We start from the raw sequence: 11,970 nt of genomic DNA, 5'->3' as shown, positions 1-11,970 counted from the left end.
CCCGCAGGAAGAGAAAACAACCGTGATTCCGGGAGTAGTGGCGAGCGAAACTGGATGAGGCCAAACCGTATGTGTGTGAGACCCGGCAGGGGTTGCGCATGCGGGGTTGTGGGATCTCTCTTTCACGGTCTGCCGGCCGTGGGACGAGTCAGAAACCGTTGATGTAGGCGAAGGACATGCGAAAGGTCCGGCGTAGAGGGTAAGACCCCCGTAGTCGAAACGTCAGCGGCTCGTTTGAGAGACACCCAAGTAGCACGGGGCCCGAGAAATCCCGTGTGAATCTGGCGGGACCACCCGCTAAGCCTAAATATTCCCTGGTGACCGATAGCGGATAGTACCGTGAGGGAATGGTGAAAAGTACCCCGGGAGGGGAGTGAAATAGTACCTGAAACCGTGTGCCTACAAGCCGTGGGAGCGTCGCGCAGGGATTTGTCCTTGCGTCGTGACTGCGTGCCTTTTGAAGAATGAGCCTGCGAGTTTGCGGTGTGTTGCGAGGTTAACCCGGGTGGGGTAGCCGTAGCGAAAGCGAGTCCGAATAGGGCGTTTCAGTAGCATGCTCAAGACCCGAAGCGGAGTGATCTAGCCATGGGCAGGTTGAAGCGGAGGTAAGACTTCGTGGAGGACCGAACCCACCAGGGTTGAAAACCTGGGGGATGACCTGTGGTTAGGGGTGAAAGGCCAATCAAACTCCGTGATAGCTGGTTCTCCCCGAAATGCATTTAGGTGCAGCGTCGTGTGTTTCTTGCCGGAGGTAGAGCACTGGATAGGCGATGGGCCCTACCGGGTTACTGACCTTAGCCAAACTCCGAATGCCGGTAAGTGAGAGCGCGGCAGTGAGACTGTGGGGGATAAGCTCCATGGTCGAGAGGGAAACAGCCCAGAGCATCGACTAAGGCCCCTAAGCGTACGCTAAGTGGGAAAGGATGTGGAGTCGCACAGACAACCAGGAGGTTGGCTTAGAAGCAGCCACCCTTGAAAGAGTGCGTAATAGCTCACTGGTCTAGTGATTCCGCGCCGACAATGTAGCGGGGCTCAAGCGTACCGCCGAAGTCGTGTCATTGCAGCATGAGGGCCAACGCCTGCTGTGATGGGTAGGGGAGCGTCGTCTGCCGGGTGAAGCAGCCGTGTAAGCGAGTTGTGGACGGTTGACGAGTGAGAATGCAGGCATGAGTAGCGATACAAACGTGAGAAACGTTTGCGCCGATTGACTAAGGGTTCCTGGGTCAAGCTGATCTGCCCAGGGTAAGTCGGGACCTAAGGCGAGGCCGACAGGCGTAGTCGATGGATAACCGGTTGATATTCCGGTACCCGCTGTGAAGCGTCAAACATCGAGCATCGTGATGCTAAGGCCGTGAAGCCGTTCCGGACCCTTCGGGGAAAGGAAAGTGGTGGAGCCGCCGGCCCAAGCGGTTAGTAGGTGAGTGATGGGGTGACGCAGGAAGGTAGTCCATCCCGGGCGGTGGTTGTCCCGGGGTAAGGGTGTAGGCCGTGCGACAGGTAAATCCGTCGTACTTGTGGCTGAGACCTGATGCCGAGCCGATTGTGGTGAAGTGGATGATCCTATGCTGTCGAGAAAAGCCTCTAGCGAGTTTCATGGCGGCCCGTACCCTAAACCGACTCAGGTGGTCAGGTAGAGAATACCGAGGCGTTCGGGTGAACTATGGTTAAGGAACTCGGCAAAATGCCCCCGTAACTTCGGGAGAAGGGGGGCCACGCCTGGTGAGAGTACTTGCTGCTCGAGCTGGGGGTGGCCGCAGAGACCAGCGAGAAGCGACTGTTTACTAAAAACACAGGTCCGTGCGAAGCCGTAAGGCGATGTATACGGACTGACGCCTGCCCGGTGCTGGAACGTTAAGGGGACCGGTTAGCTCCATTTTGGTGGGGCGAAGCTGAGAACTTAAGCGCCAGTAAACGGCGGTGGTAACTATAACCATCCTAAGGTAGCGAAATTCCTTGTCGGGTAAGTTCCGACCTGCACGAATGGCGTAACGACTTCTCGACTGTCTCAACCATAGGCCCGGTGAAATTGCACTACGAGTAAAGATGCTCGTTTCGCGCAGCAGGACGGAAAGACCCCGGGACCTTTACTACAGTTTGATATTGGTGTTCGGTTCGGCTTGTGTAGGATAGCTGGGAGACTTTGAAGCGGCCACGCCAGTGGTTGTGGAGTCGTCGTTGAAATACCAGTCTGGTCGTGCTGGATGTCTAACCTGGGTCCGTGATCCGGATCAGGGACAGTGTCTGATGGGTAGTTTAACTGGGGCGGTTGCCTCCTAAAGGGTAACGGAGGCGCCCAAAGGTTCCCTCAGCCTGGTTGGCAATCAGGTGTTGAGTGTAAGTGCACAAGGGAGCTTGACTGTGAGACCGACGGGTCGAGCAGGGACGAAAGTCGGGACTAGTGATCCGGCGGTGGCTTGTGGAAGCGCCGTCGCTCAACGGATAAAAGGTACCCCGGGGATAACAGGCTGATCTTCCCAAGAGTCCATATCGACGGGATGGTTTGGCACCTCGATGTCGGCTCGTCGCATCCTGGGGCTGGAGTCGGTCCCAAGGGTTGGGCTGTTCGCCCATTAAAGCGGTACGCGAGCTGGGTTTAGAACGTCGTGAGACAGTTCGGTCCCTATCCGCTGTGCGCGTAGGAGTCTTGAGAAGGGCTGTCCCTAGTACGAGAGGACCGGGACGGACGAACCTCTGGTGTGCCAGTTGTTCTGCCAAGGGCATGGCTGGTTGGCTACGTTCGGGAGGGATAACCGCTGAAAGCATCTAAGCGGGAAGCCTGCTTCGAGATGAGGACTCCCACCCACTTGATGGGGTAAGGCTCCCAGTAGACGACTGGGTTGATAGGCCGGATATGGAAGCACGGTAACGTGTGGAGTTGACCGGTACTAATAGGCCGAGGGCTTGTCCTCAGTTGCTCGCGTCCACTGTGTTGGTTCTGAAACCACGAACAACCCCGCCCTGATGGGTGGTGCGGTTGTGTTTCATAGTGTTTCGGTGGTCATAGCGTGAGGGAAACGCCCGGTTACATTCCGAACCCGGAAGCTAAGCCTTACAGCGCCGATGGTACTGCAGGGGGGACCCTGTGGGAGAGTAGGACGCCGCCGAACAAATATTGAGAAAACCCCGCATCTTCGGATGCGGGGTTTTCTGCGTTTTCGGGGCCTTACGACGGGCTCACCAATCTCGTGTCGGCTGACGTGTGTCTTCACCGTCGACTCGGCGAGGTGCAGGCGCATGGCTATCTCCGTGTTCGTCCAGCCGTGGCGAGGACGGTCGCGAAGGAGACCGTGCCGATGACCGCGGCCTTGGACCACAGGACGGGCAGGCGGCGTGGGACGGCCGTCATGGTGGAGCGGATCTGCCCGGTCGAGTGCTCGCCGGCGGTGGCCAGGATGCCGAGGACGCCGACGATGATCTGCGTGAACTGCATGCCCAGGAGGGTGAGCAGGACGGCGTCCATCTCGTCGGCGTCGCCGGACTCGTAGGACGCGCCGATGGCGAGGCCGGTGGCGAGGGTGAGGGTGAGGGCGGGGACGAGGCTGATCCAGCTGGAGCGGAGGGTGCGCAGTTTGTGCCACTCCGCGTGCAGGACGCGGGCCGGCGTCACCCGGTAGGGGCCGGTGGTCGTGGTCATGCTGCGGCTCCTTCGGGGGTCGCGGCGAACTCCACCGAGTCGCGCGTGAGGTCCATGAAGGCCTCCTCCAGGGAGGCGTGGTGCGCGGTGAGTTCGAAGAGCGGAACGCCGTGGGCGGCGGCGGTGCGGTCGATGTGTTCCGCGTCCGTGCCTCGGACGTGGAGGGTGCCGGGGGTGTCGGTGGTGATGTCGACGCCGGGGGTGGAGAGCAGTCGTACGAGGGTGGGGGCGTTTTTTTTCCGGGGTGACGACCTTGACGGTGCCGGCGCCCGAGTCCCGTACGAAGTCCGCGACCGTGGTGTCGGCGAGGAGGCGCCCTCGGCCGATGATGATCAGGTGGTCGGCGGTGAGGGCCATCTCGCTCATCAGGTGGGAGGAGACGGCGACCGTACGGCCTTGTGCGGCGAGGGACTTGAGCAGGGTGCGGATCCACAGGACGCCCTCGGGGTCGAGGCCGTTGACCGGTTCGTCGAGGATGACGGTGGCCGGGTCGCCGAGCAGGGCCGCCGCGATGCCGAGACGCTGGCCCATGCCGAGGGAGAAACCCTTGACCCGGCGGCCGCCGACGTCCGACAGGCCGGTGAGGTCCAGGACGTGGGTGACGCGGCCGCGCGGGATGCCGTGCGTGAGGGCGAGCGCCGTGAGGTGGTGGTACGCGGTGCGGCCGGGGTGCACCGAACGGGCCTCCAGCAGGGCGCCGGCCTCGGTGAGGGGTGCGGGGTGGGCGGCGTAGGCGCGACCGCCGATGGTGGCGTGGCCGCGGGTGGGGGCGTCCAGGCCGAGGACCATGCGCAGGGTGGTGGACTTGCCGGCGCCGTTCGGGCCGAGGAAGCCGGTGACGGTGCCCGGGCGGACGGTGAAGGGGAGGTCGGTGACGACGGTCTTGTCGCCGTAGCGTTTGGTGAGGTGCTGGGCCGTAATCATGTGTCGATCGTCGGCCTCGTGGGGCCTCGGGCGTCGGACTGTGGTCATTATTCGCGGGAGGGCCGTAGTACCCGGGTACTACGGTGGGCCCATGAGCACCAGTGCCGAGGAGCGGTATGTCGTCCGGTCCCTGCGGGCCGGGGAGTGGCCGGCGATGAGGGAGCTGCGGCTTGCCGCGCTACGGGATCCGGTGGCGCGTATCGCCTTCCTGGAGACGTACGAGCAGGCGGTGGCCCGGCCGGAGTCGTTCTGGCGGGAGCGGGCGGCTCGGGCCGCGGAGGGGGCGGCCGGGGCTCAGCAGATCGTCGCGGAGGGGCCGGACGGGGCGTTGGTCGGGACGCTGACCGTGCTGGTCGAGGAGCCGGGGACGACGGACTGGGCGGGATTTGCCGTCGAGCGGCGGCAGGGGCATGTCGTGGGCGTGTACATGCGGCCCGAGCTGCGGGGGTGCGGGCTGACCGAGTTGCTCTTCGACGAGGCGCTGCAGTGGTGCTGGGCGCGAGGGCTGGAGCGGGTGCGGCTCATTGTGCACGAGGAGAACGGGCGGGCGCAGGCCTTCTACCGCAAGATGGGCTTCGAGCCCAGCGGGGTGACGGTGCCGCTCGCCGGTCGGCCGGAAGCCTGTGAGCGGGAGTTGGTCCTGGAGCGAGGCTGACGTCAGACCGGCAGCTCGTCGTGGGGCCAGCGGGTGCGGGCCTGCTCGCGGGAGCGGAGGAGGGCCAGGGTGGGCAGGCCCTGGTCGGCTCCCGATGCCAGCAGCCAGGGGAGTTGGGGCAGCGGTGCCACCGCCGCGACGTCGTCGAGGACGAGGGTGAGTGGTGGGTCGAGGCGACCGGAGGATGACCGTTCGGCCATGCGCCGGCCGCGCTCGACCACGCTGGACACGAGCGCGGTGAGCAGGGGCATCGCGCCCGGGTTGGTCCGGGGGTCCTCGATGGATTCACCGACCACATAAAGCGTGCCCCCTTCGGCGACGAAGGAATCCAGGGCGAGGGTGTCGGGTCGGTTGGATGTGCAGGACTCGCGGATGTTGACGGTGAAGAGCGAGGACAGGGTGCGGGCGGTCAACTCATGTGCAATGTCCCGGCGTTCGGGATGTGCGGTGAGGGCGGCCTCGAGTTCGCCGGCGGCGCCGGGAGCCGCCTTGGGGTGGGTGCGCAGGGTGCGTACCGCTTCCTGGATCTGGGTGCCCTGGGCCCAGCGGTGGACATGGCGGATGGTGCGGTTGTCCAGGGCCGCGGCGTGCAGATAGCTGCGCAGGAGGGTCGCCGCGGTGTCGCGGACCGCCTGGTCCAGCCGTGAGGTGGGGCTGACGGGGGTGAGCAGGGCGGCGGCTCTCGCTGCCGCCGTGTCCTTGTCCTCGCAGCGGGAGACGGGGGACCAGTGCAGGCGGGCCGGGGTGTCGCAGGCGTGGGTGGGGTCGTAGAGGAGGGTGGGGCCCAGTTTTGCTCGGGCGTCCTTGGTGTCCTGCCAGACGGTCGGGTTCGAGGTGACGACGAGGGTGGGGCCGTCCGCGTCGCGGATTGCCTCGGTCGCGGTGGTTCGGCGGCTTTCCCTGGTCGTCACGATGATCTTTTCCCACCCGCCCACCCGTTCACCGCCGAGCAGGGAAGCGGAAGGCTGCTGCTCCGCTTCCGTGGGTTCCACGGGCGCCGCGGGGGCCTGCTGCGGGAGTCTCGGTGCGGGGACCTCCTGAGCCGTCGGCTCGGGCGCCGGCGTCGGCGCCTGCTGTACGGCCGCCCGGTGCCTGGCCTTCCCCGCCTTCCACCGTGCCACGGTCCCCATCACGAACATGGTCAGCACGAACAGCACCATCAGCTGGCCGATGAACAGGCCCCAGAACAGCCCGTACCCCGAGAGCTGTGCTCCCGGGGTGTCCGGCCAGGCGCCGGCGAGGTCGTGCGGCTCGGCGATGAGCCGGCGCATGGCGAGCGGGGTGCGCGGGAACGTCACGGCCTGCGGCCACGCCCCGTGCGTGAACCAGCCCGCCAGGCCCGTGGCCGACCAGACCAGCAGGGTGATGCCGAGCAGGAACGCGAGTATGCCGATCAGCAGGCCGTCGGGGATGCCGCCCTGGGCGTCCCGCCGGTGGTCGTCCGCTCTCACGCCGTCCCCTTACGCCACCGTCTTACGCCACCGTCGACTCGGAGTCGCCGAGGTGCTGTTCCATGAACGCCGCCGCCCGCTCCTCCGCCTCCAGTTCGGCGGCGCGCAGGGCGTCGTCGGTGAGGTCGGCGGCGGACTCGGTCATCGCGCGGTCGGTGAAGACCAGGGGACGTTCCGTCTCCGTGACCAGGTGTTTGACGACCTGGACGTTGCCGTTGACGTCCCACACCGCGATGCCCGGTGTCAGTGTGGGGATGATTTCCACCGCCCACCTGGGCAAACCCAGCACCCGGCCGGTCGCCCGCGCCTCGTCGGCCTTCTGGGCGTAGATCGTCCTGGTGGAGGCCATCTTGAGGATCGCCGCGGCCTCCTTCGCCGCCGCGCCGTCGACGACGTCGGACAGGTGGTGGACCACCGCCACGAAGGACAGACCGAGGCGTCGGCCGAACTTCAGCAGGCGCTGGAACAGCTGCGCCACGAACGGGCTGTTGATGATGTGCCAGGCCTCCTCGACCAGGAAGATGCGCTTCTTCCGGTCGGGGCGGATCCAGGTGTGTTCCAGCCAGACGCCGACGATCGCCATCAGGATCGGCATGGCGATGGAGTTGCGGTCGATGTGGGAGAGGTCGAAGACGATCAGCGGGGCGTCGAGGTCGATGCCGACGGTCGTGGGGCCGTCGAACATGCCCCGCAGGTCGCCGTCGACCAGGCGGTCCAGCACCAGCGCCACGTCCAGGCCCCACGCCCGTACGTCGTCTATGTCGACGTTCATCGACTCGGCCGACTCGGGTTCGGGGTGGCGCAGCTGCTCCACGATGTCCGAAAGGACCGGTTGCCGCTCGACGATGGTTTCGTTGACGTAGGCGTGCGCGACCTTCAGGGCGAAGCCGGAACGCTCGTCCAGCCCGTGCCCCAGCGCGACCTCGATGATGGTCCGCAGCAGGGCCAGCTGGCCGGTGGTCGTGATGGCGGGGTCCAGGGGGTTCAGGCGGATGCCGTGGTCCAGGGCCGCCATCGGGTCCAGGCGGATGGGTGTTATCCCCAGCTCCTGGGCGATGAGGTTCCACTCGCCGACGCCGTCCTCGCCCTGCGCGTCCAGGACGACGACCTGGCGGTCGCGGAAGCGGAGCTGGCGCAGGACGTAGGTCTTCTCCAGAGCGGACTTGCCGTTGCCGGACTCGCCGAGGACCAGCCAGTGCGGAGCCGGGAGCTGCTGGCCGTACAGCTGGAAGGGGTCGTAGATGTAGCCCTTCCCGGAGTAGACCTCGCGGCCGATGATGACGCCGGAGTCGCCGAGGCCGGGGGCCGCGGTGGGCAGGTAGACGGCCTGGGCCTGGCCCGTGGAGGTGCGCACCGGCAGCCGGGTGGTCTCCACCTTCCCGAAGAGGAAGGACGTGAAGGCGTCGGTGATGACGGAGAGCGGGTCCCGCATCAGGGCATCAACCCCTACCTTCGGATTCCGGTGGCGAACGGGAGCGTGTTCACGAAGGCCCGGTGGTGCTCGCGATCGCACCACTCCAGCTTCAGGTACGACTTTCCTGCCGAGGCTCTTATCGTGCGCTTGTCCCGGGCCAGCGCCTCCGGGGAGCGCGACGAGACGGTGATGTAGCCGACCAGGTTGACGCCGGCCGCGCCGCTCGCGAGGTCCTCGCCGCGCTGGTCGAGGCGGGTGTGGGCGGCGATGTCGCGCGGGTCGACGGTGCGGTTCATCTTGGCGGCGCGGGACGCCTCGGCCTCGTCGTTGGTCTTTTCCGTCAACATACGTTCGATGGCTACCTCGGTGGGCTCGAGATCCATCGTGACGGCGACCGTTCGGATGACGTCCGGGGTGTGGACGAGGAGCGGGGCGAGGAAGTTGACGCCGACGGGCGTCATCGGCCACTCCTTGACCCACGCGGTGGCGTGGCACCACGGCGCGCGGGTCGAGGACTCCCGGGTCTTGGCCTGCAGAAAGGTGGGCTCCGTGGCGTCCAGTTCGGCCGGCCAGGCGTTGCGTTTCGTCATCGCCTGGATGTGGTCGATCGGGTGGTCCGGGTCGTACATGGAGTGGATGAGCGAGGCGAGCCGGCCCTGGCCGAGGGGCTGGCGTACGCGGATGTCGGCCTCCTGCAGCCGGGAGCAGATGTCGGTCAGCTCGCGGGCCATGACGACCGCGAGGCCGGCGTCCCGGTCGACCTTGCCGCCGTGCGGGCGGGCCGCGCGGGCCATGGCGTGGGCCTCGGCGGCCAGTTCGCGGTTGTAGTGCATGCAGGCGACGAGGTACGCGCGGTGCTGTTCGCTGCTCGTAGACACCATCGACTGGAGCTGGTCGTACGACTGCTGCAGCCACCCCGGTGCGCGGTCGTCGCCGCGCACGGCGACGTCCTTGGCGTGCGCGTCGGGGTCGGCGGGCAGGGTGCGGGCGAGCATCTGCAGGCGGGTGACGAAGCCGTCGCCGTTCGCGACGTGTTTCAGCAGGGTGCCGAAGCGGTCGACGAGGGCCTCCTGGTCCTCGCTGTCGCGCAGGCCGACGCCGGGGCCCTCGATCTCGATGGCGGCGGTGACGGTCTTGCGGTCCGCGTGCAGCAGGACGGCGATCTCGTCGGGCCCGAAGGGGGCGGCGAGCCAGGTGATGCGGCCGATGCCGGGGGGCGGGCCGATCTCCACCTCGCGCCCGTCGAGCCGCGTGCCCGCCTCGACGACGCCGGAGCGGTAGGTGGCTCCCTGCTTCACGGTGCGCTTGTAGCTGCGGTTGATCTCGAACCACTTGTAGAACGTGCGGTGCTTGTACGGCACGTAGACCGCGGCCAGCGCGAGCAGCGGGAAGCCCATGAGGAGGACGATCCGCAGCGACAGCACCGGGACGAGCAGACCGCACATCATGCCGAGGAACGCGCCCGCGATGATCAGCGCGATCTCACCGGTCTCTCGATTCCGGCCGACGATCGCGTTCGGCCGGGCGCGGCCGATCAGATATGTACGGCGGGGCGTGACCGGATGGGACAGGTGGGACTCGGTCGTCAACGCCCTTCACCTCCCGAGCGATTGCTGGAGCTGTTGCGGGTGTTGCTGGCGTGCGGGGTGTTGATCGGACTGGAGGAGCGCGGCGCGGGTGCGGCGGAGGGGACAGGTCCGCCGCCACCGGTCGAGGGGCGGGAGCTGTGGGCGGCCACGCCGCCGGAGGCCTGGTTGGCGGGGCGGGGGCCGCCGCCGGAGGACTGGGCCTGGCCGTTGTTGTCGGCGCGGGTGCTGTGGGTCTTGATGCCCTGGGCGACGAGGGTCGCGGGGGAACTGATGACCGCGGCGGCCTTGCCTTCGGCGCCCTGCATGATGCGGTTGTTGCGGGAGCCCGCGATCTCGTCGCCGAAGCCGGGGACGAAGCGGTAGATCATCGCGGACGCGAAGATGGCGAGCAGGATGATCGCGAGGCCGGAGACGACGGCGGAGAAGGCGTCGGGGCCGTCGTCTGCGCTGAGCGCGCCGGCCAGCCCGAGGACGATCACGATGACCGGCTTCACGAGGATGACGGCGATCATGATGCCGGCCCAGCGGCGGACGTGGCCCCAGAGGTTCTTGTCGACCAGGCCGGCGTAGACGACGGTGCCGAGGAGGGCGCCGACGTAGAGCAGGGCGGCGCGGATGACGAGTTCCAGCCACAGGACGCCGGCGGCGAGGATGCTGACGAGGGAGACGACGATCAGCATGATCGGGCCGCCGCCGATGTCCTCGCCCTTCTCCAGGGCGCCGGAGAAGTTGCCGAAGAAGGCGTCCGTCTGGTCGCCGGTGGCCTTGGCGAGGACGTCGGAGATGCCGTCGGTGGCGGAGACGACCGTGTAGAGGATCAGGGGGGTGAAGGCGGAGGCCAGGACGGTGAGCCAGAGGAAGCCGATGGCTTCGCCGATGGCGGTGGACAGGGGGACGCCGCGCACGGCTCGCTTGGCCACGGCCAGGAGCCACAGGAGGAGCGTGAGGACGGTGGACGCGGCGAAGACGACCGCGTACTGCTTGAGGAACTGGGCGTTGGTGAAGTCGACGTTGGCGGTGTCCTTGACGGCTTCACTGAGCTTGTCGATGGTCCAGGACGCGGCGTCGGCACAGCCCTTGGCGAGGGAGGAGAGGGGGTCGAGGGTGGAGGTGGGGTCGAGGGAGGGTGTGCTGGTGCCGCTTCCGGATTCGCCGGTGTCGCGTTCGCAGTACTTCTTGGCCTCGCCGACGATGAGATCGCAGGGGTCGTTGCTGGGCGTGGGTGAGGGCGTGGGCGCGGCGAAGGCCTGGGTGGCCACCAGCACGGAGGCTGTCTGCACGGCTGCTACGAGGCCGGTGAGCTTGAGCACGCGATGCGGGTTACCGGGCATACGTGAACCCTCCGTACTCCTGGATGGCCTTGCTGATCTCTTCGGAGGTCGCCGCCCGGTCGTCGCCGGGCACGGGGGCGGGGCCGTCCTTCTGCGAGTCTGTGACGATCTTCCAGTCACCGCTGGACCATCTCAGATCGAAGGTCCAGGTCTTCCACGTGGAGGTGACCGGGTCGGTCGACTTCTCCCCGGACATGCCGATGAGCCCCATGTACCAGACCGCGACCTTCGCGTTGGTGTCGCTGTACTGCTGGACCGTCGTGCCCACCGGAACCACGCGCGAGACGAAGGTGCGGCCTGACGGCGGGTTTCCGTTGGCGTCCAGCCCCAGTTTGCTGAGGAAGCTGATCGAATAGGCTTCGTCCATCGGGCCTTTCAGATCGGCCGCAGCCTCGGGGGTGTACAGGGCGTCCACGATGGTGTGCCGGTTGTTCTTGTTGAACATGCCGGTCGAGCCGAGCGCCACCGAGTAGTTCACCGCCGCCGACTGTGCCCCCTGTTCTGTCTGGGCGAAGCCCGAGGGGATGCCCGCTGACTTGGTCTCCACCGGGCGTTCTCCGCTCGCCGCCGTTGACGTGGCCTCCGGGGCCGACGGGTTGGCGTCCGTCGAAGTCGGCTCGTTCGAGCCGCGGTTGGCGAAGGCGATCGCGGCGATCAGGAGGACCACCACGCCGACCACGGTGACCAGGTTCCGGGAGGAGTTGCGGCCGCGCCGGGCGCCGCCGTAGGGCTCGCTGTCCGGCAACCGGGTACGGGTGTGCCCGGTGCCGGCGTAACCGCCGGAGGCCTCGTGTTCGTCCCCGGGACTCATGCCGCGTCCGCCCCCTCGATGTCGTAGCGGAGACCGTCGTACTGAATGACCGCGTAGGTGTACGACGGTAGCCGCGCTGGTTCCCGCGCGGGCGCGGTGTGGTGACTCGACATCAGGGACATCAGGGAAACGCAACCTCAGCCGGTGGGCACGACGGGCGG

7 protein-coding genes, 2 rRNA genes and 1 pseudogene (1 of these 10 cut by a window edge) are annotated in these 11,970 nt (G+C 66.8%); 3 read left to right on the top strand and 7 right to left on the bottom strand.

Annotation, left to right across the window (positions count from 1 at the left end):
- Both IPT68_RS17325 and rrf read left to right on the top strand, forming a co-directional pair.
- Positions 1–2,909, top strand: a 23S ribosomal RNA gene (locus IPT68_RS17325) (it extends 210 nt beyond the left edge of the window).
- A gap of 81 nt (positions 2,910–2,990) precedes the next feature.
- Positions 2,991–3,107: ribosomal RNA gene (gene rrf, locus IPT68_RS17320) — 5S ribosomal RNA — on the top strand.
- A 131-nt stretch (positions 3,108–3,238) separates the two neighbouring features.
- Here rrf and IPT68_RS17315 read toward each other — a convergent pair.
- Positions 3,239–3,634, bottom strand: coding sequence for a hypothetical protein (locus IPT68_RS17315; RefSeq protein WP_189701775.1), 396 nt, complete (start codon positions 3,632–3,634; stop codon positions 3,239–3,241).
- Positions 3,631–4,558: pseudogene (locus IPT68_RS17310) on the bottom strand (ATP-binding cassette domain-containing protein). The gene IPT68_RS17315 and the pseudogene IPT68_RS17310 overlap by 4 nt, the downstream one beginning before the upstream one ends.
- A 91-nt stretch (positions 4,559–4,649) precedes the next feature.
- On the opposite strand from IPT68_RS17310, the gene IPT68_RS17305 reads away from it, so the two are divergent.
- Positions 4,650–5,213, top strand: coding sequence for a GNAT family N-acetyltransferase (locus tag IPT68_RS17305; RefSeq protein ID WP_189701776.1), 564 nt, complete (start codon positions 4,650–4,652; stop codon positions 5,211–5,213).
- Positions 5,214–5,215: 2 nt separating this feature from the next.
- On the opposite strand, the gene IPT68_RS17300 is transcribed toward IPT68_RS17305, so the two are convergent.
- Genes IPT68_RS17300 through IPT68_RS17280 form a run of 5 tightly spaced genes read right to left on the bottom strand, consistent with a single transcriptional unit; the run spans position 5,216 to position 11,809 of the window.
- Positions 5,216–6,664, bottom strand: coding sequence for a P-loop NTPase family protein (locus IPT68_RS17300; RefSeq protein ID WP_189701777.1), 1,449 nt, complete (start codon positions 6,662–6,664; stop codon positions 5,216–5,218).
- A 22-nt stretch (positions 6,665–6,686) separates the two neighbouring features.
- Positions 6,687–8,096, bottom strand: coding sequence for an ATP-binding protein (locus IPT68_RS17295; RefSeq protein ID WP_189701778.1), 1,410 nt, complete (start codon positions 8,094–8,096; stop codon positions 6,687–6,689).
- A 14-nt stretch (positions 8,097–8,110) separates the two neighbouring features.
- Positions 8,111–9,667, bottom strand: coding sequence for an SCO6880 family protein (locus tag IPT68_RS17290; RefSeq protein ID WP_189701779.1), 1,557 nt, complete (start codon positions 9,665–9,667; stop codon positions 8,111–8,113).
- Positions 9,664–10,998 (bottom strand): hypothetical protein, encoded by a 1,335-nt coding sequence (locus IPT68_RS17285; RefSeq protein WP_189701780.1) that lies wholly within the window; start codon positions 10,996–10,998, stop codon positions 9,664–9,666. Before IPT68_RS17285 ends, IPT68_RS17290 begins: the two co-directional genes overlap by 4 nt.
- Positions 10,988–11,809 (bottom strand): hypothetical protein, encoded by an 822-nt coding sequence (locus IPT68_RS17280; protein WP_189701781.1) that lies wholly within the window; start codon positions 11,807–11,809, stop codon positions 10,988–10,990. Before IPT68_RS17280 ends, IPT68_RS17285 begins: the two co-directional genes overlap by 11 nt.
- Between the last annotated feature and the right edge of the window lie 161 nt (positions 11,810–11,970).

The sequence above is a fragment of the Streptomyces chromofuscus genome (assembly GCF_015160875.1).
GTDB classification, from domain to species: Bacteria; Actinomycetota; Actinomycetes; order Streptomycetales; family Streptomycetaceae; genus Streptomyces; species Streptomyces chromofuscus.
This window is presented reverse-complemented; position numbering and strand designations above follow the sequence as displayed.

Bases quoted from the DNA above. Each gene is read 5' to 3' on its own strand.
- IPT68_RS17280 (WP_189701781.1), bottom strand. From the start codon at position 11,809: ATGAGTCCCGGGGACGAACACGAGGCCTCCGGCGGTTACGCCGGCACC.
- IPT68_RS17315 (WP_189701775.1), bottom strand. From the start codon at position 3,634: ATGACCACGACCACCGGCCCCTACCGGGTGACGCCGGCCCGCGTCCTG.
- IPT68_RS17295 (WP_189701778.1), bottom strand. From the start codon at position 8,096: ATGCGGGACCCGCTCTCCGTCATCACCGACGCCTTCACGTCCTTCCTC.
- IPT68_RS17285 (WP_189701780.1), bottom strand. From the start codon at position 10,998: ATGCCCGGTAACCCGCATCGCGTGCTCAAGCTCACCGGCCTCGTAGCA.
- IPT68_RS17305 (WP_189701776.1), top strand. From the start codon at position 4,650: ATGAGCACCAGTGCCGAGGAGCGGTATGTCGTCCGGTCCCTGCGGGCC.